The sequence below is a fragment of the Peribacillus sp. B65 genome, assembly GCF_058513295.1.
Map to the genome: position 1 here is coordinate 4,378,798 of NZ_CP195840.1, position 25,242 is coordinate 4,404,039.

The window sequence follows — 25,242 nt, forward strand, 5'->3', positions numbered from 1 at the left end:
TGCCCCGTTAGTTCCATAAAGAAAAAGCTGCCTTAAAGACAGCTCTGATCTTCAGCTAACGCACCCGTTAGTTCAACAAAAAACTCATCTTGTGTTCCTTTTATGTACTTTAAATTCGCCTTAAATTAAATACATTTTTCATACTTAAATAACAAAAGCTTTTCAGTTAGCTGAACTTCTCCTATTTTTTCATAGCCAAATTTCTCATAAAAATATTGATTTCTTTTGTTTAAATATGGAGTATATAAACGCCAAATTTTTATTAATGGAAATTCTACCTCAATTAATTTCATTATCTTTGTTCCGAGACCTCTATTTTGATATTCGTTTGCTATGAATAGTTTGTCTAATAACAGTATATTTTCTTTTTTACGGAGATCTATTCCACCGATAATGTTGTTATTTGACCATATTGTGTAATGGATATAGTGTTCTATATTTTCTATTAATTTCTCAGGTGTCTCATTTACAGGAGTTGTATCGTGGTCTTGGTATAACTTATAGTCTTCTGCAAAAGCCTTTTTCTGAATGGTCAACAACATATCTACTTCAGTCAAACTTGTTCTTTTGATGGTAATTTCCATCTGTGATGCACACCCTTGATTTAAATTTTTATGATAAATACTATTTAATATTATATTTTTTGTTCAATTGAACTGCCTCGTAGTTAAAACAAGAAACTACAACTGTTTATAAACAAACTCTCTGTACTTTATAAAATTTTGCTTTTTATAAAAGTCCTTTGCAACACTGTTTTCAAACCAATAATCTAATTCTATTAAATCTATTCCTCGATCGTTCGCAATTTCATATATACATTCCATAAGACTTGAACCATACCCCTTATTCCTCTTTGTATCCACTATGCTAATCTGGTGTACATAAACGGACTTATATCCTTTTTTAAATGCATTTTCCGGATATTCTCTTATCTCTATCCAAGCATAGCCAAGTGCTTCTTCGTTATCTTCTAACAAAAGGAAAATAAAACTTTCGTTATTAATCAGACTTTTGAAAACTTCCTTCACATTCTCAAAGTTATATTCCTTAAAGTATTTAGGGTATAAATTTGAATGTAAATCGTGTACATATTTATTTAATTTAGCGACCGATTTATAATTCCTGGTTTGACTAATTTTCATAACAAATCCCTCTTTTATCTTTCACTATTTTGAATAATTGTACCTTTTTATGTAATTTGAGGGAAATTTTTAATATTTTCCTTATGGAACTATCCTGCCCCTATAGTTGCATAAGAAAAGGAGCTGCTGATCTGCTTCTGGTAATAAAGTAAAGGACCAGTTAGAGCTTAAGAAGAAAAATAATACTAGTTATTTACTACTGTTCAATAAATATGATGGTGTAATCTCTCCCTATTTCACCCTTAACTTTTGCAGTTAAGTCGATACCTATTTTATTATGCTCATCAATAGATATTTCTTTATAATTTTGAACCCAGTTATATAGTTCCTCTTTTAGTTCTTCAGATAGAGGGAAGTCATCAATGTCTAAGTTAAAACCACAAACATTGCACCATATAGGGTCCGCACTAAAATCAGCTTCAACTTTCAATGAGGGATGTTCACATTTGCCCTTTAATGCGAAGTTTTGCAATGATTTTAGAAAGTAGATTACAACTATTGATATGAAAAATATTACCGCAGAGCTTAAACCAGAAGTTGCGAAATGAGAATTATGCAACTCTGTTAAAGGATATGGAACTATCCTGCCCCATTTGTGAAACAAGAATAGCTGACTCGATGCCAGCTCTATTCTTTAATTCTTGTACCAGTTAGCTTGTAATGCCTGTTTTTCTATCAACTATCATTACCCCCCCACCTTCTTGCTTCAATATATTTGTCAGCTTGAATTTCGTCATCAAATGGTCCAAGGATATCATATTTTTGGCGGTTACCGTGGAAATTGGTTGAGTGTGTTATTCTTGCTGCTGCTCTTGCATTTTCTAACGATCTTCTTCTTATAATGCCTAATACCTCAAAGAATCCATTGTCTGTTGTGTATATAACAAATACCTTCATTTTATTAAGACCGTTAAGGTACTGCTTAATTAAATCCTGTGGAATTACCTCTAGAGTTTTTTTTACACCTATGTTGAAGATAATTAATTTCAAAACATTAAGTAGTTTTTCATCGTCATAAAGTAATGTACCTTGCCTCGGCATTTCCCACTTTTCGGGTAAGTAATATTCTACAAGTTCACTTTTTATTTCCTGTCCTTCTAGTCTCAACTCTAATGCAGGTGAATTCTTTTTGTATTCGTACTCTTTTCGATAAATTTCCCTCAGCTGATCGGTTGAGTAAGATAGCTGCTCAATTATATCTTTATCCTCTTCTAATTTCTTTTTTAAATATTCCTCAAAATCGGACATAATCAATCTCCTTTCGAAGTAACCCTTTCAAGGGTAACATTTAACCCATAGGATATTTCCATATACTAATTCATTAATTCCACACCCTACTAAAGCCCCTAAAAAAATTAAGCGTATATCTTCCTAAAAAATTATATATAAAACAATAAGAATGCTCTATAAAGCCAATTTCAACAAAATATACTAACTTATAAATTTTTTCAATTTCCAACCATTCTTCATCGCAATCCGTAATCCTAGTTCTTAAACTAAACTACTCCTTTAGTTATAACAAATACTGTTGCCAAATGGCAGCCGGTTCGTTGTTGATTATCATAGGAAAGGACCGAAGTAAACGTTCTCTATGGCTTCTTCAACTAACGCACCTGTTGTTTAAGTACAATTCTTCACAAGTATAAGAAAAAGAGCTGCCAATGCAACTCCCTTATTGAGTAAAGCACTTGTTAGTTGAACAAAATAATACACCTAATTAAATATTTATTATTGTTTCTTCTTGCCATATACGTTCCATATTTACATCATTTTTTTGAAAAGTTAATTGAAAGACGTCAGGATTACTAAGATTCTTCCAACATTCAAAATCAAAGTTATTATTATAATTCTTTAGCAGTAAAGACATTAAATTTCCGTGAGTAACGATAATTGTGTTTTCAGTTTCACTTTTAAAAACATCATCTACAACGTTTACTATTCGGTTCATTGCTTCTTGACTCGACTCTCCTCCTTCAAATTTCAACTCCATATCATTGAACGTTGCTTTAAGTTTTTCAAACCAGTCAGGTAAGTCCGTTGTACTTAGTGTGCGTTCTGACAAACGTTCATCAATCTCTATTTTTAATTTTATTTTCTCACTTATTGGTTCTACGGATTGAATAGCACGTAAAAATGGACTTGATATGATTCGGTCAATTTTAGTATTGGAGAAAAACTCAGATAAATATTTCGCTTGTTTCAATCCTTTTTTTGTTAGTTGTGCTTCCGAAGGTTGGCCCTGTGCTTCACAATGTCTCACAACATAAATCTTATTTATCATACAAGTATCCCCCAATTAAGTAGTAAAAACTTATTTCTACTATTCTCTTTAATTTTCCTAGTTTAACTAAACTGCTCCTTTAGATCCGAAGAAAAAAGGTTGCCGCAGCAACCTCACTTATTGAAGTAAATCACCTGATATTTCATTAAGAAAAGCCATTCTTGAATAAAACATCGCTAAGCTGAAAAATGATTATTTTGGTTATTGCTCTCATAAATTCTTGAACTACTACCCCAAGGATGGTATCCATCACCTATATAAGTGAATCCATATTTTTCATAGTATCCAATGTGGTCAGTACAAAGGAAAACTTTATTGAATCCTGCTTTTTCGGCATCAGCTTTAGCACGTAAAAGTAGCTCTTTACCTAAAGATTTACCACGATAGCTATTTTCAATATAAAGAGCACATATCCAAGGCCATAAATCCATACGACTAATAAAATCGTTGCTAATAAGACCTGCACAGCCCATAACCTCACCAGCATCCTCCATTAAATACCAAATCGGTAACGGACTGTCCGTTGTTATGCTGTGTGAAATACAGTCCTCATATACCTTCATACTGTTATCGTTCGCCCATTTACTCTGAAAATATTTAATTGCTTTTTCTTTATACTCTGGATGTTCTCTAACGCTAATAATTTGCATATGACTTTCCCCCATTAGTGGAACAAAATAAAGCTGTAGCATTGACAGTTCCGACCTTCAGCCTAAATACCCTTTAGTTCAAGATCTTTTTTGACCTGACAACCCATCAAAATATCCTTTAACTGGCTTACACTCTTGACAATATGAGTAGGGTTAGAATGACTTAGTTCTTCAAATGAACCATATCCATAAGTTACTCCAATAGAGTTAATCCCGGTGTTATTAGCACCAATAATATCGTGCTTCCTGTCGCCAATCATAATAAAGTCACTAAGCGTATGTTCCTGGTACTTATCTAGTATGTATTGAATTATTTCAGTTTTTGACGCTCTTGTTCCATCAAGGTTACTTCCGACAATAAGTTCAAAATATTGGTCAATATTAAAGTACTTTAGAATTTGTTCAGCAAATACAGTAGGCTTTGAAGTTGCTACAACTAAAGTAAATTGTTGTTCTTTTAACGATTTCAATAGTACTGCAATATTTGAATATAACTCATTCTCAAACATTCCCTTTTCTTTAAACCTCTCCCTATATAATTCAATTGCTTTTTGTGTGTCTTTCTCGTCAAAATCGTAATATTCAGCAAATGAAACTTGTAGTGGTGGACCAATAAAACATTCAAGTTTATCAATGTCAGGCTCAACAATGTTCATTTTTTGCAATGCATATTGAACCGATTTAGTTATACCTACCTTAGGGTCTGAAAGTGTTCCGTCTAAATCAAATAAAATTACTTTGTATTTATCCATATTAAACTCCCTTATTATATCTAATAGTCACCCTAATTTTACCACAATAATTACAAATAAGTTCCAACTCTTATAGAACTAACCTGCCCCTTTAGTTCTAAAAAAAAGGAGCTGTTTCCAGCCCCATATGAAGTAATGCACCCTTTTGTTTAATTATGAGCTTGTTAGTAATATCAGAAAGTTAACTAGTTATTTCCTTTTAAGACTGTTTATTAAGAAATGAATAATACCAACAATCAGAAAAATATAACCAAATCCAATTAACAATTCAGGATTATTCATTTGAGTAGTAAGCTCTTCTAGCAGATTTTGAGCAAAACTTGAATAACCAATTGCTAAAAATAGTCCTCCTCCAAATAGATAAAGAATTGCTACACCATATTTTTTCAATCTAAAGTCACCTCAAAAAATATTTTTCTCCCTGATGCTAATTGTTTCCTTCCCTATCTGCCCCGATAGTTCCATAAAGAAAAGGCTGCCTTAAAGACAGCTCTGATCTTCAGCTAACGCACCGTTCATTAGGGATAAAATCTCATTCTCCTGTTAAAATCTCTATAAAAATAAAGGTAAAAACAAAAGCTAACAAAGAAAGTAAAACTCTATTAAATAAATGAATACGCATTAGACGTTCTTTTAGCTTAAAGTATCCATTTAACACGACGATTAGTATAGCAAAATGAATAATTATTGCTATTAAATCAGTGTAAGTAAATGGCTTGCTTATGTAACTATCTGAGTAAAACCCTGTTAGGATTATTACAGTAAATAGAATAAATTGGATTCCAAAATATTTAATAAGATTCAAACTGCATAAGCTCCTTCTCAATTTCTCATTGTGTTTCACCATTATTGTAGCTGTAATAAATAACTTTGGGAAACAGTACATATCGAGAAAACTTCTTCAACTAACCTGCCCCATTAGTTGTTTAAGAAAAAGCTGCCTTTTAAGACAACTCCGATCCTAAGCTAACAAACCGGTAGTTCATTAAGCAGAGATATTATTTTTCTTCTACATTACACAAATCTTCTGCTATCTGCTTTATTCTTTTAAATCCAATTCCTTCTCTTTGCTCTATGGATAATGGGTGTTCTGTTGGTTCTAATTCTATAGAAGGACGTAAACCTATTGGACGAGTGTGAACCATTGTTTTTAAGTTTAGTGTTTCAGGATAACAAGGAATAGAAGTTTGCAGCCAACCAAACATTGGTTTCAAATCCTTTTCTCTTCCTTCGACTTCCCAATACTCCATCATTTTATCAAAATTCATTTCACTTAATGAAACCCAACCATCCCAAATAAAAGGACCTTCCCCATCTATTACTGGAAGTTCAATACATCCACGAATAAAGAAATATTCATAATCAATAATACACACATCCTCATTCATCTCTATTCGTCTTTCTTGTTCTTCGAATGGTACTTCTTCATAGTAATCAGGAACAGGACTTCCATAACTCAAGGGAAGTTCATCGTGATAATTCCCACAACATTTACAATGATAACCAACTTTATAATTGCTCATTTTACATCCCCCATATATAAAACAGTAGCCTTGCCTTATCTCAATATTAACCCAAAAGGACAATACTGAGTTTGATAATTTAGCCTGACACGTTAGTTGAATAACATAAAAATCTTATGCAACTAACCTGCCCCTTTAGTTGCATAAAGAAAAGCTGCCTTAAAGACAGCTCTGATCTTTATTCCTCGTTTAATTGCTTTAACCACTCTATAAACCAATCTTGAGGTAACTTTACTTTTGAGAGGTCTAAATTCTGCAATTCTGTTAATGAGTAAGTATTTACCAAAAACAAATCCCATTGACATTCAATATCTCGTGCTATCCCAAAGGCTATTTCATCAAATTCATTAGATGCTTCAGCTTCCTCAAAAGCCATTGTGAGGTTATCACACCACTTAATAAACTCAAATTGTGAAAATCTGTTTTCTTTTCTACATACGGTATTTAATAAGTTCTTTAAGTTTTCGGACGAGAGTGGAAAATCTATAATGGTTTCATTCCAGTTCCAATTCATATAAACATCCCCTATTATCAACTGTAATTACTTACTATCCTCATCACCTTCTACTCTCTAATTTAACATTTTCTTATACAACTATCCTGCCCCGTTAGTTCGATTAGAAAAAGAGCTGCCAAAGCAACTCTCTTATTGAAAGTAAAGCACCCGTTAGTTGAAGAACTAGCTCTTATTAAAATAAGAGCTGTATATATTTTATCCCATTACATCTTTAAGACGTTTATTTTGTCTCATTAAGAATATCCAAAATATCAAAAGAACACTAAATAAAGTAAATAATAATATCGGTGCCTGAAAAATACTCCACGTGCTTGGTCCGTAATAGGTTAATTGGTGATGTCTCTCAATAGTCTGTTCATACGAACTTTTATATTCATATTGAATGACCCACCGATTTTTCGCCATCACAACAGTTCCTAAATCGTAACCACTAGGGGTAATAGACTCATTCTTCCTAAGTATCCCCTTATTTCCAATGATGATGGCGGCTTCATTGTACTCAATAGGATAGATCGTTGTAGGTTTCTGTTTTACAGAAGCATTTTCCTGTAACCAATCTTCTATATCTGCTGCTGGAAAAACAGCTAATAAATTAAGTTTTTTATTATACTTATTAAATATGGTAAGAAGTTGTTTTTCTTCTTTTTCAGTCACTTCTGTTGAGGCTCCAAGAATATGAAATACATCATCCATAATGGTTTCTTTTTCTTGTTCTACTACTTCTAACTTAGTTACTTCTTCTCTATGTTCACTAAACTTTATAATCGAATGGATTAGAAAAATGAGTCCAAACAGCAAGGAGAAAAGTGTTGCTAGAAGTAAATAATCCGTCAGTTTCTTTTGACCGTTGAAGAAGCTGGATACTTTTTGGAATGGTCTCTTTACTTCCACTTTATAAACTTCATCTATCTCATCGGTAAAATCAACATCATTTTTCATACTTTCTAATACTTCTCTACATTTTTTACACGATTTCATATGTTCCTCAATAAAATGAATACTATCTTTACTGCACAATTGATCGATATAAGATGGGAGTAAATCTCTCACTATATTGCATTTATTGTCCATTGTCATCCTTACCCCTTTCCCTTAATTTCATCTTAGCCCTATAAAAAGTAACTCTCGCCCAGTTTTCATTTTTCAGCTGAATTTCTCCTATTTCTTTGAAACTAAGACCACCTAAGATTCTCAAAAGTAAAACCTCTTTATATGGTTCTTTAAGTAGGTGTATTATTCGGTATAGGGCAATTTTGTCTTTCGAATGAATAAATTCAGCTTCAGGAGAAGTATGTAATGTTTCATCTTGAAACATATGTCTTTGTTGTTTCTTATTACGTTCTAGATGTTTATAATAGGAGTGCTTCGCTATTTGACAAAGCCAAACTGACATCTTACATTCACCATTATATCTATCAATGGATTTTACAGCTTGATAGAAGGTTTCTTGTGTTAGTTCTTCTGATAAATCTGCGTTGTGACAAAGACACATTAGATATTTGAATACTTCTTCAGCATAATTGCTATAAATTTCATCTAGTTCTCCCAAGCCTTTTCCTCCTTTCTCTATATATCCGATTCAAGGTAATTTCGTTACAAAGAATATTATATTTTTTATTAATTTTTTTATTGGCAATAGAAAACCGCCAAACAAAATGGCGGCTAAAGTATTTAAATTCAACATAATAATTAATATAACCTCTATTGACTAACCTGCCCCGTTTGTTCCATAAGAAAAAGCTGCCTTATAGACAGCTCTGATCTTCAGCTAACGCACCCGTTAGTTCTATAAAAAATCAGATAATTATTAAACAATAAATCTAGTAAACCACGCAATATATTCTGCCCCTGGAATAAAAAATACTTGAGCTAGTATCTAATCATAATTTGTTACATTCCTATAAAAATAACCCTTCAATGTTTTCGTTAAGTTTACCCGAACCTTCTTTCGCTAACCAGCCCCAAGTTGCATACAAAAAAGGTTGGATCAGCAATCTGCCTTATTGAGCACCCGTTACTTTAAGTACAACTTTTTACAATCTTGAAAGCAAAAAACTACTAACAATATTTAGAAATTCCGTAAGAGAAAACCGTCCTTTATTTGGATGATAGAAACATCATTTTGTTGAGTTTCACGAGGTTTGGTAACCACCTTACCAAACAAAGCGGCTCCCTACACAATAAATTGGAGCGGCTTTTTTCTAATTATTTTTAGATTTGCTTTAGTTTTACGGAACTTCTTTCACTACTTATAGTAAGGAGGTGTTTTTAATGGAACAAAGAAAAATCTTATACCAATACTTAACGGAAAGTGAACAAAAAGACTTTGATAGGTTATACGAGCAATTGAAAAGAAGTAGCGAAGGTAATCCGGATGGTTTTGACTACTACGACGCATTAGTAATTGAATCTCACTTAGAGATACTATCAGAACGTTCAAACGCAAAGGCCAGGGGCGAAGAATACATACCGCTTCACAAAAGACCTGTGTATAAAAGAAAATAACGTAAAAAAAGAGTAGGATTCGTTCCTGCTCTCTTTTGTAGATCTTTATCACTAAAGCCCCGTTAGTATATTAAGAAATCCTGTATGGAAACAAAGAAAAGAAATAAAGAGACAACAATACACATATATCCCCCAAATCCTTTTCTGTCTTTTTGAAGCTCGGCTAAGCCTATTACCAACATTAGTGCCCCCAAGAACAACATAGAATATGGCATCACCTCAAAATTATCAGTAATTAGCTGATAGACTGATAAAGTAAGAACAATTATCGCTAAGATAATTCTAACTATTTTCAACAATATACTTCCTCCTGAAAAATCTGTACAATTCATTAAATTATTCAGATTTATTTTTTTCCTTTCTTCCGACTTTAAAGGCATTGTCTCCATCAAAGAATCGTTATCTGCCACCTTAATGAATTCCTTTTTTAAATTTTGATCAGATATAAAATAGTTTTCTTGATTAAACCTTACCATATTCATTGTATGCGGAGCTTGACATTTAGAACTCGGGTCAAATGCTTTTCCTCTGCCATTAACAGGTGCGTTCGCATCTAAATAAGCCAAATATAAATGTGATTGAAAAGCTTGCTCTTCGTCGCCTTTACGATGCAAATTCTGAGACTGCATTACAAATGTATTTCGATATTGCCCCCAATTTCCTTGATTATAGAATTTTATCCGAAGGGAGTTCATAAAATAACACATTAAAGTTTAGTATAGTTTCATTGTGTTTATGTGGAAAAGACAGATTTATTGATATGACCTTAATCAAATACAATTAAAATACAAAAAAATAAAGCCCGATACAAAACGGACTTTATATATTCATTATATTCTTTCGAAGACGAGTTTGAAATTAAGATTGAATGAATCAGCCTACTATTCTTAACTCGTGAAGAAATTTAGGGTAAGAATACATATCATTTCATAACTGAAGGCTGTTATGAAGTTACATAGCCTAAAATTTTTTCTGTTCTTAGTGGTGAGAAGTTTTATTGAAACTTTTTTTAAATTTTTTCGTATATAGCTTTATAATGTTTGTTTCATTATTGATGAACGCCTTATTAAGATAAGGTTCATTATATTTTAGGAGGGGCTTAATTGTTTAAAAGGATTTCCTTATTTATTTTCGTTAATATTCTCGTATTGATCACCATTACCACGATCACCACGTTACTAGGTGTAGAAAGTTATATTGGTGGCGGTGGTTACGGTTCCCTACTTGCCTTTAGCGTCATCGCCGGTTTTGCTGGTTCCTTCATTTCTTTGTTAATGTCTCGTAAAATGGCGAAATGGGTTATGGGTGTTCAATTAATTGATGAACATTCCCCGCGTGGCGATCACGAACGCTTTGTATTGGAAGAAACCTACCGATTAGCACATACGGCTGGTTTGAAAGTTATGCCGCAAGTTGGTATTTATCATTCACAAGAGGTCAACGCATTTGCTACTGGACCAAGCAAAAAACGTTCTTTAGTAGCTGTTTCAAGCGGTATGTTAGAAAGAATGGATCGAAAGGCGATTAGTGGAGTTATTGCACACGAAATAGCACACATTAAGAATGGTGATATGGTTACAACCACACTCTTGCAAGGAATGATAAACACGTTCGTTATTTTCTTCTCCCGTATTGCTTCAAAAATCGTTTCAAGTTTTGTAAGAGAAGAAGTTGCCGGTATTGTTTACTTCGTATCTTCTATAGTTTTCGAGATTCTATTTGGTATTTTAAGCAGTCCCATTATCTTTTGGCATTCAAGAAAACGTGAATTTAAAGCGGACAAATTAGCTGCCGATTTAGGCGGAAAGGCAAATATGATTCACGCTTTAGAATCATTAAGACATACCAAAAACTTGGTTGATGACAGCCAAAAGTCTATTGCTGCCTTTAAAATTAGTGGTAAGGGGAAATTTTCCAGACTTTTTTCTACACACCCACCATTAGAAAAACGTATTGAACATTTGAAATCACTTTAATAGATAAGACTTCCTACATTTAAACAATGTAGAAAGTCTTTTTTTGTTAGGCAGTTTTCTGAAAGATTGTTGCTCTCAGGATAAAAAACTAATAACTTGCATTTTATGGTAAAATACTTAATATCAGTTTAGAGTTTTATTTCAAGAACCTATTAGTACAATTATTATTTTTCCCTAAGATGATTTAATAGTGTAATAGCTAATAAAAGTATTGATATGCCAGGCCCCGAACTATCAGGTCCTGCATCGAAGAAAATTGGAGAAACAAAGTGATTTAAAACTGTAATGATTACGGCAAATGTAATCAAAGAATATTTGTTTTCTTATTTTACACAGGGGGAAATTCAGTGATGAAAAAGAAGTTAAGCATATTTTCCATATCTTGCTTTATGGTTACCATTCTATTATTCGTTTTGACTTTGATTATAGGACATAATAAAGCTACTTCCATTCCTAATAGTGATTTTGGAAATAACGGTATTTTTGGTTACACCATCTTTGGAATTATGATGATTGCTCCAATATGTGGATTCATACTAGCATTAATCGGTGAAATAGGCTCTCTAAAAATGACCGGAATAATAGGAAACTTGGTTGTATTTTTCTCAATATCTTTATTCATCGCAGGCGTTGCCTTTTACGATACTATTGATGATAAAGTAGTCGAGACAAATGAAAAGGTAGATGTAGAGCCAGAGCAAAAAAAACAGGCAGATGATTCTACAAAACAAGAGGATATAGCCACTTCTGAAACAACTAGGTATCCTATATATGGTGGTTGGATGGACGATGAATCATATATCCTAATCAAAAGTGATGGTGACGGTGGCGAGGGTAGAACCAAGTTTATATTAGAAAAAATACCGAAAAAGGGAAAAGATAAAATCCTATTTCATTTCCAGTTAGCAGAATCAACAGGATTAAAACGAACCGGTATAATAGTTAGCAAAGAATCGAACAGGACTTCTTTTCTAACCTTAGAATTAAATAAAGAAATAACCGAACTAACGATCACGTTGCCAAATGAAAAACCCGTTACATATAAAATGTCAGAAATAGAACCGCAGGAATTCAATCCTGATTATGAGTGGGAATAATAACTATAAATCTAATAAAGACCCCTCCTAACTCATAGGAAGGGTCTTTATTAGATTAAATTTGCTTACTAAGTGTTGTTATCTAATCCTTATTATACTTAAATAATTTTTATTCAGGTGATAACCCTCATATTCCATCATTTCGACCAAAAAAAGCTATACTAGTGTGTGTAATATTCCTATATCCTCTTACCGGTTTTATATTAATCCAGTATGACGGAAGTAGTTATATCTCTACTTTCAGGGAAATCCCCCTCAATTTCAAACACGCCTAAATTAAATGTGACTTCTTTCCCTTCATTGAAAATTTTGTCCTTACCTTCCGCATCAAATGTTATTTTTCCTTCTTGTACAACATCCGAATCAGTTTTTTCATTTAAAGAACTATCGATTGCAATCAGTTTTGTATTATCGATGACTATATTTGATTTTGTGGAATCCCAACTAACAGGAATTGACGAATATTCATTGTCCAACTTAAAGTGTACTATTACCTGATCTTCATTGACCTTCAGCTTATTAATTTCAATATCCATCATTCTTGCTGTATCTACAATAGAAAGATCGTAAGTTGTTTTTTCTTCATATAATTCCACATACGGCTTGCCGCTACTATTCATTTCATCCGAAGACCCTGTAATAATCGTTACCGCTATTCCCGCTAAGATCATTTTTTTCAACCTACTTCCCCCTTAAAAAACGCCCCCAAATTGGGGGCGTTTTAAATTTGTCTTAAGCAAGTATCCTATCTAAAGTATCATAAAATTTCATAGCACTAACGAACAAAGATATCGTACATAAAACGGCTATATTCCCAGTAAGAGCTACCAACTTCATATTACCTTTTTCTCCTAAGATCGCTAGGATTATTCCGAAAATGGGAGATAACATCGAAATCCAAGCTAACAATGGACCTAAAACACCGATATTTCCAAATCCGCGGCTAGACTCGGTGGCACTGACAAATATACCGATGCCTAAGATAACGAGGAATGCAACGATACAAAGAGCAAAACAGAAAAATGACAAACGAGTGTATTTGCTACGTTCCATAAAATCACTCCTTCGCAACTATTAAACACATTCTACATAAAAAGTAATTTTTTAACAATAAGGAATAATACCTGAATCGCTTTTGTTTTTAGGCTGTATTAAAGATTAGGTTAATGTTAATCTTTGATCAAATAAAAGAGACCACCTATTAGTGGTCTTCTTCAGTGCAACTATTTTTGAGCTATTAACTATCCAATAAAATAAACAGCATCTCTGCTGCCTATTAATTTCTACCTTATTTGAACAATGTCGGTATAAGTTTCATCGTTGCGTTCCCAAACTACGGATACAGCCGTGCCTTTAGTTGGCTTAGGGCCTAAGTAAAAATCCTTTGAAAAAGGATGCAGAACAGTAATTTCGCCATCTTCTGCCCTTCCTTCTACAAAACTATCGATACTGTATAAAATTTCATCATTTTTTTTAACTACAATGGCCTTTACCATTACATTATCGTCATTTCTTTGTTTTAAACGACCTTCCCAACCATATGGTTCACTGGGGTCTGTATTTTTGGAGTAGGTTACCTTCCACAATCCATTTTCTGAAGTTCTTGATATTACGATACTTGAATAATACCAATAAACGCAGATTACAATGAGAGCTAACGGTATAATAACTTTCAAATATTTATTTCTTTTCATATGACCCACTCAATCCCTCTCAATATTGATCAATTAGTTTTAGTTTTCATTTACATTTTACTTTAATACGGGAAAAACAGAGGGTTCATTAATTCAAATCACTTTGCTTTTTTGTTGTAAGTGAAATTTAAGGAAAAACAACAATCTTTACGAATACAGTCTTTTTAAATAATGTATATATTGCACCTATAATGTTAAGGAATCAAAATTTTATTTTCTCTAATAAACTCGGGAAAGGAAGAGAAAAGAAAAGGAGTATCAAGGTTCGGGAGAACACGAGAAAATATTTAAAGATAGGAACGTTTTCTATCGATGAGAACAAATAAAAGATACCACCTATAAGTGGTCTCTTTTATTGCATCTTATGGAACTAACGCACCCGTTAGTTCAATAAGAAAACGGCATCTTGTTGAAGGAAAATTGTTAATTTTTATTTTTGTTTAATAAATTTAAAGTAAAAATTAAGTTAACAATACCTAATACCACAAGGGTTCTTGAAACAATTCTGGCAACATTTAAATTATCTATAAAACTCAACGAAAATACCCCAATTAAAATAATGATACCTAAAAAAATGCTTAAACTTAGCTTTTTATTCATTTCAATCTCCCCCTCAACTAAATTTACCATACACCGCCTTAATTAAAGGATAATTCTTGTTCAACTAAACTGCCCCTTTAGTTGCATAAAGAAAGAGCTGCCTTAAAGATAGCTCCGTTCTTGATCTAACGAACCAAGTTACTAAACTGTAAACGGATTGTTACGCAAATAGCATTGTTAGAGGAGACTTCAATATATATAATTAAGACTCGTTAAGGAGTGATGAAAGATGATAAACGTAACAGTTGATAAGTTAAAATTCAAGAAACAATTATCGGGAATTGAACAAATCACACTGAAAGATTTTCTGTATACCTGGGTAGGTAGCTCAAGCAAGGGATTTGATGATTTTTTTCACCTTGAGTACACAGTAGATGTATTTGCCAAAATGGAAAAAACGACGAATGACACCGATTTGTTGATTTCTGATGATGATTATTTCAGATACATAACATTGACGGAAGATAATCAAATTGTGATAGGTGTTTTAGATATGAATTCAGAATTAAAACATAGAATAATTTCACTAGATAAGATGAAATAATTCTTCGTTTTCTTTAACCCATACAAAAAGAGGCAGCGTGGTTCACTGTCTTTTTTTATTTGTTCACTATATGTCTTATGCGACGTTACTGAATTATCCTGCCCCTTTAGTGCCATAAGAAAAGAGCTGCCTTAAAGACAGCTCAGATCTTCAGCTAACGCACTCGTTAGTTGGAGTATTTTGCGAATATTATTTAAGATACAAATTATATTTCATTTATATGTTCCCATTCACTTGAATACATACGTTGCTTGATTTTTTTCGGGTTTTCTAGTTTACAAATTAACTACTTTATCTGTTTCCCATAACCCTAACCAACTTTTATCTTTTTCAATCCTTAGAAAAGCCAATCTGTCTTCAACCTTGTGATCAAATTGCAAACCAAGTCCTTCATAGAATTCAATTGAACGATTTAAATTACTTACTGGTAAATGTGCTTCGTATAAACCTTTTATCATTGAAATTGCTCCTTTTATTATAAGTCTCTTTTACTTTCATTTATTAATCAACTAATCTGCCCCTTTAGTTCTATAAGGAATTGTATTTGTATGTGGATAAGGATTAGTATTAGAATTAACGCAAACCCTTAAACAATCAATGGTAAAGGAGGAATAAGGTGCAACCTCTTACATATCAAGTACCTGAATCGGTGCTTCTTTCAACCAAATTAGTAATAATAGACGAACAGGGTAAAACCATTTTTTTGATGCAAAAACAACGACATAAATTCCTTGCCAGTATCGTCAATGCGACAATTCGTTTTGGTTTACCTTATTCTTATAAAATAACCAATGCTTACGGGAAACCCCTTTATAGCATAGATTGTGCGTTTCCTGGCATTCGATATAAAATAACTGACCATTTATCCTCGCAGACAATACCTATTGCACGACATAAAGTTCAATTGATTGAAAAAGCGTATTCGTTTAAAATTGCCAATCAAGACTATTATTTTGAAAAAGATTATACAGGTACAGGTCACTTAAAATGTAACAATAAACGAATTGCAAGTGTTTCTATGCCTCTCTCCACTAAGATTTCAATGGTTGATACCATTAATATTGAATCAACAACGGAAGAAATTGCAGCACTAGCTGCCGTATTGTTCCATACATTTTATTATTACGATGCTTAAAAGGGGCGGTTGTTCAACTAACCTGCCCGCTTTAGTTGCATAAAAAAAAGCTGCCTTAAAGACAGCTCCGATCTTCAGCTAACGCACCCGTTACTTGAATAATAAATAATATTCCAAGGCTTTCAACGAGTACTATCCTGTTTAAACTTTTTTTCAATCATTCTATTTACATATCTTATGATAATAATTATGAAAAATATTAACAAAAAAGTAGAACCTAAGAAACTTAATGTTATTGCAAACCGTTTAAAAAAATACATTAAAACTAGAAATAACAAAGTAATTAATGCACACAAAGAAGCTAAAAGTAGTGAATTTATTCTATCCAGATAAGATTTCCGGTATCTAATTAAGTAATAAAAAATAATCGGAAGAAGGAGTATAAGGCATATGAAATAAATACTGAGATTGCTTGTATAATCTAAATCATTAGAAGCAGAGATATAACCACATATAATTAAGAGTATTCCGAAAAGTACGTAAGCAAATTCTTTAAAATATTTTTCTTTTTCCCTTATTCTCTTTTTATTATCAAGCTTGTAGATTTTCTCACTAAATCTTTCCTCTTCAAGAATTAGAATTGAACCCTTATTTATCTTCGGTTTTCTAGGTTTTTCTAATACTTTATTAAAGACTTTTAATGCAGAAAGAAGAGTTAATATTGCTCCAGCTAGCTGTAAAATATTTGGTATCATTGTAATATCATTTGAAGTATTATTTATTGTACCTTCAAGCCATAATTGTTTAAAAAACTCAAGTAAGCCCATATTTCCTCAGCACCTCTTCTTTTTTGATTCAATATATGTAAAAAGAAATAGGAATAGGACAAACGTTTTAATATTCAATTAACCTGCCCCGATAGTTCCGTAAGAAAAAGGTTGCCGCAGCAACCTCGCACATTAAGGGTAAAGCACCTTATTGTAGTACAAGTACAGAAATTATTTATTACCTTTTCTGTATCTATAACTTTCGTTCATCAATATGTATAGAAAAAGAAAGTACAAGTATTGCTAATGTCACAACTATAAATAACCAAGTTAATTCTATATCTGTGAAATAATCAACCGTGAGTATAATAAAATCTACAAAATTGAGAATTAAGAATAAATTATTCTTTTTATTAGGTATCTTATTTTCAAAAAACAATCCCATTACATATTTCAACTTATTTGACATTAAATTTCCCCCATAAAACTTCAAACTGAACTTAACAAACTATACCATATCGCAAAAGGGTCTTCTTCTACTAAACTGCCCCTTTAGTTGCATAAAGAAAAAGCTGCCTTAAAGACAGCTCAGATCTTTAGCTAACGCACCCGTTAGTGAAAGAGCAAAAAGCCATTTATGCTTTCTTTTTCCAAGACATTAAATCAGAAAATGCCAATCCAAATGACACACCCAAAGGAATTCCTAAATCCCAAGGGTACATTTCCGAACTTCTAAAAAAATAAAAAAGAAGATAGTGCAAAGCACTTAAAGAAATAAACCAAATAATAAACGTAAAAAACCTTTTTCTTATTTGAATCCAATTTAACTTCCTTGTATTCGCAATAATTAAAAAGATGGAGAACAAACCATATAGAAGAAGATAAATTACATATCCTATAATAAATTTAAGAGATAGCGAAGTATCAATATCCTTATATATTATAAATATCGTAAGTATGGTTCCTGCCAAAAATACAATAAACAAAATTAAGTTTAACGAAATATATTTCTTCATCTTTTACCCCTTACCTTCAAAGTCTAGTTACCTTTAGATTATCTCAAAATATCAGAATTTAGGTTTTGGTAACTAATTCCTTGTTCAACTAACCTGCCCTGATAGTTGCATAAAGAAAAAGCTGCCTTAAAAACAGCTCTGATCTTCAGCTAACGCACCCGTTACTTCATTAAGATGTCTATCCCCATTCCACAAAACATTATCGTTAGGATGAACCAAAATATATATTCGCTTTTTTTAACAATGTAGTTTTCAATTCCTATTAGAAGGGTGATTATTCCTGCAATTAGTCTTAAAATTCCAGAGTAAAAAAAATCTATACTGTCATAAGTTTGGAAATATAATATTATTGCAAAGATTGTCAATACCCACTGTATAGACAGAATAGGTTTATTTCTGTCATCCCAAAATTCTTTTCTCAAAAAAGCACGCATAATTTTATCTCCTCAATCTAAATCAAAGTCTACTCGTATTATAAACTGTAATAAACAACCTGCCCCGATAGTTCCATAAGAAAAAAAAGCTGTCCTAAAGACAGCTCCGATCTTCAGCTAACGCACCCGTTAGCTTAAGTACATTTCTTCACAAACAATTTTACGAAAGTTATAGAAGAATCATCTGAAAAGAGAGGCTCATTTTCTGAGCTTCCCTCAATGTATCTTTTCATTCTGCTTTACAAAAAATATTTATTTAAACTTAATACCGTAATAACGCATTGCCTCTAAGCTACCTTCATATTCAAAAATTCCCTTTTCGATTAATTTCCTAACCCTATATTCCAAAAAGCTGTCACCGATATACTGAAGAATATGTCCATAAACTTCACCAATTAATCTTGCACTCATAATAAACCCTTTTTTCTTCCCAATCAGCTTCTTCGCTTTTTCGATTATAAAATCATCGAAATAGTCTTCAGGTACAACTTTTATTTCTTCATTTTCCCATATTCTTAATGTACCAGGATTCGTGGAGAGGTGTAGCCACTTTTTTTCATAATACTTACGCTCTTTGTGAGATAAAATCTGGTTTTCGTCTTGGCTATATTTATATATGGTTTGTAATTCTTTTAAAGGGATTTCACCCGAAAAATAAGATTCATACTTCTTAGCTTTTTTTTCAAACAATTTCCTGTACAATGCTGCGGTATCAATGATACAAATATTATTCTTTCGTTCCCGCAACAAATACAGTGTAAAAAGAAGTGCTGTTTGTTCATTTGCATTTTCTGATACCCATATGTAAATTGGAAGATCATCAGGAATTGATAATACTTGAGAAATGACTTTCGGCAAACTTTCTTTATAAAATTCAACTTCATTTTCATTAGATAAGTTGTTTTTTAACCAATCAAATCTATCTGTTTGTCCCTTTTCGGTATCTAAACTGTTTATAGGAGCAATAGAGAAATTTTCGTGGAAAGCTATAATAAACTCTTCATCAAGGATGTTTAATTCTTTTAATGTTTGTCTTAAATATGGATATCCAAATTGTATATGAACCTTTTGGTAATTACATTTATCAAATGTACTTTGGTTTTTGTCTTTTGGATTAAGAATTTGGTTATAAATTTCTTTAAGATCATTTGTAAACTCAACTAAAGAATTTTCCTTATCCTCCAACAATCCAATCTTAAAAAGAATAAATTGCAGATATAACTTTACTTCCTCTTCTGGTAGGTCCTTAACTATTTTTTTTATATCGAGAATATCCATCTAAAAAAACCCCTTATCTTATCTATTAAAAGGAATCACATTAACGTATCCTTTTTAGGATATTGTTTCCAAATCTTTTCCCACTAAAATGCCCCGTTAGTTCCCTAAAGAAAAAGCTGCCTTAAAGATAGCTCCAATCTTCAGCTAACTCACCTGTTAGTTGAAGATCATTAAAATTTAATTTGAACTACAACCCTAAAATCTTAACAGTAATAATTAGGAACAATAAAATAATATTTAGCCAGACAAAAAATTTAATCATAAGCTCAGCCCAAAACTTTCTACGCAATCCAAAATAAAAGATTACACTGTATATTAATAGGCTAATAACTATGCGAACTCCAGAAACTTTTTCAAAAATGTCAATGAATGTATTTATTAAAACAGAGATAATAAATAAAAATAGGTAAATCTTATATTTTTTTTCTTTTCTATCGAACTCTTCTTTAAATTCATACATTTTTATTACCTCAATTTATCTTCTTTTTTCTTTAGATTAACAAATATGTTCTTCAATTATCCTGCCCTTTTTGTTCAAAAAGGCGATCCCTTATTAAAGAATCGCATCCTAAAGATATTTACGAAGAGAGGTTAGTTGTCTTTTTTTTAAAACCTTTAATTGTTATATAAATCGGATATAACAATAACAAACCTCCAAATAGCCATATCCCATATTCTTCACTGGGAAGATATTTATGTAATAAATCATTCAAAAATAGATTTCCAGTTATGATGAAGATTAGAACTGATGTGAAAAATGTTAAAGACGTTTTGAAAAAACTTTTCGTTTTAAATTTCTTATCCTTAAAACTATTAATTAAGCCAATAACCACAGACAAAACAAGTAAATGAGTGACATTCATACGCCTTAACCTTCTTTTTTATTTTAGCATAAGCGAAAAAAATCCTATTTCATATATGAAAATATTTCCAGCTTATGGAACTATCCTGCCCTATAGTTGCATATGAAAAGGAGCTGCTGATCAGCTCCTGATATTGAAGTAAAGCACCCGTTAGTTTAAGATAGACAATTACGATTTTATTTGTTTATCAAGAAGGAACAATAGCTTTCTTTGTGCTTCTTTGAATAATTTTTCTAACACGAATTGTGCTTTGTAAATAACGTCTGATGTGTTTATTTACAAAAAACGGTGGTATTTTTCATCCTCGTAAATTTTTTTAAAACAATGGTGTTGATTTAACTGTTCAATATTTTGGTCAATTTTTTTCGTATTTAAAGTGTCACTATATCCGAATAATCCTGCAATTAATTCAATTAAAAAACTAAGCATACTTTACTCCAGTCCCCTTCTAATTTTTGAGAATTCTACACTAATTGTGGTTAATCCTTGTTCAACTAACCTGCCCCTTTAGTTCCATAAAAAATGTTCCGAACCCCCATATAAATGCTATATTAAAAATACTACGAACCACATAAACGCAATACCAAAATTTAATAGCATCTGCCTCTTATTTTCCTTTTTTAAAAAACTTTCAAATCCATCTATTATTGAACCAATTCCTAATAAAAGATATATATATTTTATGAAATTAAAATCATTAATTATACATAATATTAAAATTAAGCCCATTGCTATTATCATTAAATATCGAATCAGTATGAATGGTTTAGTACTTTCTCTTTTTTCAAAAAACAATCCCATTACATATTTCAACTTATTTGACACTAAATTTCCCCCATATACAAACTGAAATTAATAAACTATACCATAAAGCAAACGGGTCTTCTTCTATTAAACTGCCCCGTTCATTCCATAAGAAAAAGCTGCCTTAAAGACAGCTCCGATCTTAAGCAAACCCAACTGTAAGCTTAATAACTAAAAGAATATTAGGCTTTTATTCACCTACATATTCAATCTTAATCCCATTCACCTTTTTGTCAATTTCGTAAGTTTCAGAAGATTTATCATAGATAACTTTTAGGGCGTTTTCATTAAACCATTCAATCGAAAAATCTTTATCTGACCTAAATGTATTTCCTGATTCATTTTGAAAATCATCATCTTTATTTAAAATCGATAATTGGGGTGAAAATCCCGTTGTCGCACCACAACTTCTTTCGAAAATGTAAGCCACATTCTCACCACTGGGAGAAGGGGTTTTTTGTTTAATATCATTTCCACACATATCCGCAAATAAAAAATCCAATAGATATTTACCAGCCATTAATAAAAGGAATATTACGATTAGCGTCATTAAAATAGTTTTAAATCTTTTTGTCATTAGAACCACCCAAAATTAAAGTAATAGAAATTAGCTTTTACAAATGCACTGTTTTTATTTTGTCTTCTTTAACTATTCTGCCCATATAGTTCCATTAGAAAAAGCTACCTTTAAGATATATCTTCTTTAGCTAACGTACCTGTTTGTTCAATAGCATTATTAGATTTAATCCCAAAAGTTAAAGATTACCTCTCCAGAATTTTTTGGCTTCCAATACGCTATTTGTTCCAATTCAGCACTGTTTAATTCATTATCATTTTCTAAAATAATCTTTCCAGTTCTCTCTTCAATGTATAATGGTTTTTTAAGTTCCTCCATACTCAAAACCTTATAAAATGGACTAAACTGTTTCAATAATTCGGGTTCATCAATAAATATAATATTTTCAAAATCAACAAAAGAAGCAAAAGCTAAAAAAGGATAATGTTCATTAAGCAATATATGCAAATGTTTATTGAAAACTTTAACTTCGACATTTAAAAAATTAGTAGGAAACTGTGGTTCTATGAATTCCAACACTTTTCCGTTATTCCTTTTAATGATACTAAAACATAGCTGTTTAAATTGTTTCCTATCAATTGTTGGTGGCTTATTATGTTTTACATTATAAAAACCAGTTACTCCTTTAGGAAATTTCAATAAACATCACCCGCATTAATAATTTTTATAGCTTATATTCTCCATTCCTTATGCAACTATCCTGCCCTTATAATAGCTGTATCAGTACTCAGCTTGTCAAATTTGCACATTTTATGATTACTCTCGAATAAATAACTCATTTCTTTCAATAATCTCTCGGCATTTCTCAAATCCTTCTTTTGACTTGCTATACACAGGGAAACATAGATCATAATTTCCTATAAAAACTGTATCAAGAGAAGGAAAGAAAAAATTCGAAAAATACAATTCTTCAACTGAAAGGTTAACCAGAAACTTAAGTGCCTCTTCATCACCAATTTTGTATATGCCCTTGTTGATAGCAAACATCTTTCTAAAAATACTAGCCTCCATCCGATTTAAGGAGCCTAGAATGAATTTGAATTGTTCTTTGCTTAATCCTTTTTTATTGAAATGAACAAATAATTCATTATCAGTACGATAAATCTGGGTTAAGGCACATAAAAATCTGGAACCATACTTTAAATGGTGCTGCTCATAACCTAGTAAATCTCGTGCCTCTTGCTCTGTAAGAACTCGATTATACACATCCATAATACCAATATAGGGAAACACTATTCTTGGCTCCTCGAGAAGATGAGTGTTGAATTTTTTAAACTTTGTATATAGTTTTTCAACCTCTTCATTTGTTGCTAATTCTATTCTCAAATTGGTCGCCTCACTTTTCTTTACTTACATCATTTTATCATTTTCTTATTAAACGCACCCGTTAGTTTAAGTGTAATATTTCACAAATATTATAAATGAGAAAAATGAATAACTAAAAATACAATAGGAGGAATTATTATTGATGGTAGAAGATTTAAAGTATTAAATTTCTTAATCCCCAAAATATTTAAACCAGATGCGATTATCAATATACCTCCTACAATCGTCACTTCGTTCAGAAGATCATTATTTATGGAGTTCTCCATTAAAATAGCAATTAAATAAATGGCACCTTGCCAAATAAATAAAACAATTCCTGCAACAGCTATCCCAATACCAAATGTGGATGCTAATACAATCGAGGTAATCCCATCCAACACCCCATTTGCAAGCAGATACGTATAATCTCCCTTTAACGCTGCCTCTACAGGACCTAAAATAGATAACGTTCCAATACAAAATAATAGGATAGCAGTCGCTAACCCCTCAGCTAAATTACCTCTGGAATATTTATTAACTAAAGCATTAAATTTTGATTCTAAATTCAGCCTTTGACCGAGCAATCCCCCTACGGCTAAGCTTACAATAAAAAGTACCGGATATTTGCTGGAAGGTAAATGTTGCACTAGTGCATTTATTCCTAACCCCAACGCAACTAACCCCATAGCCTGCATTAGAATGTTGTGATATTCATCTTTTATCCCCTTTTTAAAGATGCTTCCGATAATGCTTCCGATTACTATCATCATTGTATTAAAGATTGTTCCAAACATAATCATTTCTCCTTTTAATTATTGTTCTATCAAAAAATATAGACCCTCCTGTAACGGGAGGGTCAACACTTTATTGGTATTTGTATTTCTGTCAGATAGTCTTCTTTACTACCTGAGATATAATGGTCAATTATTGTTCTTTCAATGGAATCCCCGATAACTTGGAAACCGTTATCTTGAATACAATTGAGTAAGCTTCTATAATGTTCGGGTGAATCGCTGTGATTTCCATTATAATAAATGCAGGCATACATTCCTTCGGGAAGAGTTGTCACTAAAGGATTTTGAATATCATCTTCTTCGACTAAAATAAATATCGAGTTATATTCATTGAACTTGTTGTTTAATGTATTATTAATACTTATCGTAAGACCTACTCCCCCAATAAATATAGAAGAACTCATATTAGACAGACTCTCTAATCGTCGTAAGGAAACTTCCATCTCAGGTTCTGAACTGATTATTTCCATTAATCTTACTATCCTTCTCTCTTTCCTCTCCTGTATGAATGGCACTTCCAATTCTTTTATTTCTCGTGCTAATTTAATGTCCTTGATTCGATTTTGGAACCTTCGGTTAATTCGTTCCAGTTCTTTCATTTTTTTTTCGGTTAATCGTTTCTGTTCCTCTAAGAGATACAAAAAACCATCGATATTCCTGTCGTCTAGATGTCCCTTGATCTCCTTTAATGAAAAACCTAATTCCTTTAAATAATGAATAGTGTTCAAATGTTCAAATTGTTCCGTTGAATAATATCTATAACCGTTGTTTAGATCCGTATGTATAGGTTTTAATAAATCAATTTCATCATAATATCGAAGGGTTTTTATGGTCGTATTATGGAGTTTAGCCATTTCTCCAATTGAAAATCTATTCTTCAATTTAATCTTCCTTTAGAAAAACTTTATATTATCACTATAATACACAATTATATGAAGTTAAACTAACCTGCCCCGTTAGTTCCATAAGAAAAGGAGCTGCTAATCAGCTCCTGATAATGAAGTAAAGCACCCGTTAGTTCCATAAGAAAATCAATTTCTACTAAAGA

Annotated in this window: 33 protein-coding genes and 1 pseudogene; 5 read left to right on the top strand and 29 right to left on the bottom strand. The window is 31.9% G+C overall.

What is annotated here, in order from left to right; translation table 11 throughout:
- Window positions 1–125: 125 nt before the first annotated feature.
- From ACSR9O_RS21305 to ACSR9O_RS21360, 12 genes are all read right to left on the bottom strand, one after another.
- A complete protein-coding gene (locus ACSR9O_RS21305) occupies window positions 126–584 on the bottom strand; it encodes a GNAT family N-acetyltransferase (protein ID WP_491725030.1) in 459 nt (152 codons plus the stop codon).
- 96 nt (window positions 585–680) lie between these two features.
- Complete coding sequence (locus tag ACSR9O_RS21310) at window positions 681–1,142, bottom strand: GNAT family N-acetyltransferase (protein WP_491725031.1); 462 nt, start codon at window positions 1,140–1,142, stop codon at window positions 681–683.
- A 196-nt stretch (window positions 1,143–1,338) separates the two neighbouring features.
- Complete coding sequence (locus tag ACSR9O_RS21315) at window positions 1,339–1,746, bottom strand: immunity protein CdiI family protein (RefSeq protein WP_491725032.1); 408 nt, start codon at window positions 1,744–1,746, stop codon at window positions 1,339–1,341.
- Between the two features lie 71 nt (window positions 1,747–1,817).
- On the bottom strand, window positions 1,818–2,390 hold the full coding sequence (locus ACSR9O_RS21320) for a hypothetical protein (protein ID WP_491725033.1): 573 nt from the start codon (window positions 2,388–2,390) through the stop codon (window positions 1,818–1,820).
- Window positions 2,391–2,859: 469 nt separating this feature from the next.
- Window positions 2,860–3,423, bottom strand: a complete 564-nt coding sequence (locus tag ACSR9O_RS21325; protein ID WP_491725034.1) for a histidine phosphatase family protein — start codon at window positions 3,421–3,423, stop codon at window positions 2,860–2,862.
- Between the two features lie 176 nt (window positions 3,424–3,599).
- On the bottom strand, window positions 3,600–4,073 hold the full coding sequence (locus ACSR9O_RS21330) for a GNAT family N-acetyltransferase (RefSeq protein WP_491725035.1): 474 nt from the start codon (window positions 4,071–4,073) through the stop codon (window positions 3,600–3,602).
- A 62-nt stretch (window positions 4,074–4,135) separates the two neighbouring features.
- A complete protein-coding gene (locus ACSR9O_RS21335) occupies window positions 4,136–4,825 on the bottom strand; it encodes an HAD family hydrolase (RefSeq protein WP_491725036.1) in 690 nt (229 codons plus the stop codon).
- Between the two features lie 189 nt (window positions 4,826–5,014).
- Complete coding sequence (locus ACSR9O_RS21340; RefSeq protein ID WP_491725037.1) at window positions 5,015–5,215, bottom strand: hypothetical protein; 201 nt, start codon at window positions 5,213–5,215, stop codon at window positions 5,015–5,017.
- Between the two features lie 608 nt (window positions 5,216–5,823).
- Window positions 5,824–6,348 carry a DUF2199 domain-containing protein gene (locus ACSR9O_RS21345; RefSeq protein ID WP_491725038.1) on the bottom strand — a complete coding sequence of 175 codons (525 nt, stop codon included), beginning with the start codon at window positions 6,346–6,348 and terminating at the stop codon, window positions 5,824–5,826.
- A gap of 178 nt (window positions 6,349–6,526) precedes the next feature.
- Window positions 6,527–6,862 carry a hypothetical protein gene (locus ACSR9O_RS21350; RefSeq protein WP_491725039.1) on the bottom strand — a complete coding sequence of 112 codons (336 nt, stop codon included), beginning with the start codon at window positions 6,860–6,862 and terminating at the stop codon, window positions 6,527–6,529.
- A 198-nt stretch (window positions 6,863–7,060) separates the two neighbouring features.
- Window positions 7,061–7,936 (bottom strand): zf-HC2 domain-containing protein, encoded by an 876-nt coding sequence (locus tag ACSR9O_RS21355; protein WP_491725040.1) that lies wholly within the window; start codon window positions 7,934–7,936, stop codon window positions 7,061–7,063.
- Window positions 7,926–8,414: an RNA polymerase sigma factor gene (locus tag ACSR9O_RS21360; RefSeq protein WP_491725041.1), complete on the bottom strand. Its 489-nt coding sequence runs from the start codon at window positions 8,412–8,414 to the stop codon at window positions 7,926–7,928. The genes ACSR9O_RS21355 and ACSR9O_RS21360 overlap by 11 nt, the downstream gene beginning before the upstream one ends.
- Window positions 8,415–9,136: 722 nt before the next feature.
- Between ACSR9O_RS21360 and ACSR9O_RS21365 the strand changes: the two genes are divergently transcribed.
- Window positions 9,137–9,370 carry a hypothetical protein gene (locus ACSR9O_RS21365; RefSeq protein WP_491725042.1) on the top strand — a complete coding sequence of 78 codons (234 nt, stop codon included), beginning with the start codon at window positions 9,137–9,139 and terminating at the stop codon, window positions 9,368–9,370.
- A 62-nt stretch (window positions 9,371–9,432) separates the two neighbouring features.
- On the opposite strand, the gene ACSR9O_RS21370 is transcribed toward ACSR9O_RS21365, so the two are convergent.
- Complete coding sequence (locus ACSR9O_RS21370) at window positions 9,433–9,999, bottom strand: YczI family protein (protein WP_491725043.1); 567 nt, start codon at window positions 9,997–9,999, stop codon at window positions 9,433–9,435.
- Between the two features lie 474 nt (window positions 10,000–10,473).
- Here ACSR9O_RS21370 and htpX point away from each other — a divergent pair, with 474 nt between their 5' ends.
- Together htpX and ACSR9O_RS21380 are read left to right on the top strand one after the other, a co-directional pair.
- Complete coding sequence (gene htpX / locus ACSR9O_RS21375; RefSeq protein WP_241637163.1) at window positions 10,474–11,346, top strand: protease HtpX; 873 nt, start codon at window positions 10,474–10,476, stop codon at window positions 11,344–11,346.
- Window positions 11,347–11,696: 350 nt separating this feature from the next.
- Window positions 11,697–12,443, top strand: coding sequence for a hypothetical protein (locus ACSR9O_RS21380; protein ID WP_491725044.1), 747 nt, complete (start codon window positions 11,697–11,699; stop codon window positions 12,441–12,443).
- Between the two features lie 203 nt (window positions 12,444–12,646).
- Here ACSR9O_RS21380 and ACSR9O_RS21385 read toward each other — a convergent pair whose 3' ends face one another.
- The 4 genes from ACSR9O_RS21385 to ACSR9O_RS21400 form a co-directional block, all read right to left on the bottom strand.
- Window positions 12,647–13,123, bottom strand: a complete 477-nt coding sequence (locus ACSR9O_RS21385; protein ID WP_491725045.1) for a hypothetical protein — start codon at window positions 13,121–13,123, stop codon at window positions 12,647–12,649.
- A 52-nt stretch (window positions 13,124–13,175) separates the two neighbouring features.
- Window positions 13,176–13,496, bottom strand: coding sequence for a hypothetical protein (locus tag ACSR9O_RS21390; RefSeq protein ID WP_491725046.1), 321 nt, complete (start codon window positions 13,494–13,496; stop codon window positions 13,176–13,178).
- 230 nt (window positions 13,497–13,726) lie between these two features.
- Complete coding sequence (locus tag ACSR9O_RS21395; RefSeq protein WP_491725047.1) at window positions 13,727–14,137, bottom strand: hypothetical protein; 411 nt, start codon at window positions 14,135–14,137, stop codon at window positions 13,727–13,729.
- Window positions 14,138–14,560: 423 nt separating this feature from the next.
- Window positions 14,561–14,737: a hypothetical protein gene (locus tag ACSR9O_RS21400; RefSeq protein WP_491725048.1), complete on the bottom strand. Its 177-nt coding sequence runs from the start codon at window positions 14,735–14,737 to the stop codon at window positions 14,561–14,563.
- Between the two features lie 229 nt (window positions 14,738–14,966).
- Here ACSR9O_RS21400 and ACSR9O_RS21405 point away from each other — a divergent pair, with 229 nt between their 5' ends.
- Entirely contained in the window at window positions 14,967–15,281 is a 315-nt protein-coding gene (locus ACSR9O_RS21405; RefSeq protein ID WP_063589946.1) for a hypothetical protein, read from the top strand.
- Between the two features lie 287 nt (window positions 15,282–15,568).
- On the opposite strand, the pseudogene ACSR9O_RS21410 reads toward ACSR9O_RS21405, so the two are convergent.
- Window positions 15,569–15,739, bottom strand: a pseudogene (locus ACSR9O_RS21410) (VOC family protein); the annotation flags it as partial.
- A gap of 158 nt (window positions 15,740–15,897) precedes the next feature.
- On the opposite strand from ACSR9O_RS21410, the gene ACSR9O_RS21415 reads away from it, so the two are divergent.
- A complete protein-coding gene (locus tag ACSR9O_RS21415; protein ID WP_430190228.1) occupies window positions 15,898–16,416 on the top strand; it encodes a tubby C-terminal domain-like protein in 519 nt (172 codons plus the stop codon).
- 122 nt (window positions 16,417–16,538) lie between these two features.
- Here ACSR9O_RS21415 and ACSR9O_RS21420 read toward each other — a convergent pair whose 3' ends face one another.
- From ACSR9O_RS21420 to ACSR9O_RS21470, 11 genes are all read right to left on the bottom strand, one after another.
- Window positions 16,539–17,183: a hypothetical protein gene (locus ACSR9O_RS21420; RefSeq protein WP_491725049.1), complete on the bottom strand. Its 645-nt coding sequence runs from the start codon at window positions 17,181–17,183 to the stop codon at window positions 16,539–16,541.
- A 193-nt stretch (window positions 17,184–17,376) separates the two neighbouring features.
- Entirely contained in the window at window positions 17,377–17,592 is a 216-nt protein-coding gene (locus ACSR9O_RS21425; protein ID WP_430190222.1) for a hypothetical protein, read from the bottom strand.
- A gap of 166 nt (window positions 17,593–17,758) precedes the next feature.
- Window positions 17,759–18,139, bottom strand: a complete 381-nt coding sequence (locus ACSR9O_RS21430) for a hypothetical protein (protein ID WP_430190219.1) — start codon at window positions 18,137–18,139, stop codon at window positions 17,759–17,761.
- A gap of 161 nt (window positions 18,140–18,300) precedes the next feature.
- Entirely contained in the window at window positions 18,301–18,573 is a 273-nt protein-coding gene (locus tag ACSR9O_RS21435) for a hypothetical protein (protein ID WP_491725050.1), read from the bottom strand.
- 252 nt (window positions 18,574–18,825) lie between these two features.
- Window positions 18,826–19,851, bottom strand: a complete 1,026-nt coding sequence (locus ACSR9O_RS21440) for a DUF1835 domain-containing protein (RefSeq protein ID WP_491725051.1) — start codon at window positions 19,849–19,851, stop codon at window positions 18,826–18,828.
- Between the two features lie 1,409 nt (window positions 19,852–21,260).
- On the bottom strand, window positions 21,261–21,539 hold the full coding sequence (locus ACSR9O_RS21445) for a hypothetical protein (RefSeq protein ID WP_491725052.1): 279 nt from the start codon (window positions 21,537–21,539) through the stop codon (window positions 21,261–21,263).
- 169 nt (window positions 21,540–21,708) lie between these two features.
- Window positions 21,709–22,095 (bottom strand): DUF5412 family protein, encoded by a 387-nt coding sequence (locus ACSR9O_RS21450; protein ID WP_491725053.1) that lies wholly within the window; start codon window positions 22,093–22,095, stop codon window positions 21,709–21,711.
- 165 nt (window positions 22,096–22,260) lie between these two features.
- Complete coding sequence (locus tag ACSR9O_RS21455; RefSeq protein ID WP_318292316.1) at window positions 22,261–22,734, bottom strand: hypothetical protein; 474 nt, start codon at window positions 22,732–22,734, stop codon at window positions 22,261–22,263.
- Between the two features lie 117 nt (window positions 22,735–22,851).
- Complete coding sequence (locus tag ACSR9O_RS21460; RefSeq protein ID WP_491725054.1) at window positions 22,852–23,421, bottom strand: hypothetical protein; 570 nt, start codon at window positions 23,419–23,421, stop codon at window positions 22,852–22,854.
- 89 nt (window positions 23,422–23,510) lie between these two features.
- A complete protein-coding gene (locus tag ACSR9O_RS21465; RefSeq protein WP_034314427.1) occupies window positions 23,511–24,194 on the bottom strand; it encodes a DUF554 domain-containing protein in 684 nt (227 codons plus the stop codon).
- Between the two features lie 62 nt (window positions 24,195–24,256).
- Window positions 24,257–25,075, bottom strand: coding sequence for a MerR family transcriptional regulator (locus ACSR9O_RS21470; protein ID WP_053535405.1), 819 nt, complete (start codon window positions 25,073–25,075; stop codon window positions 24,257–24,259).
- Window positions 25,076–25,242: the final 167 nt, after the last annotated feature.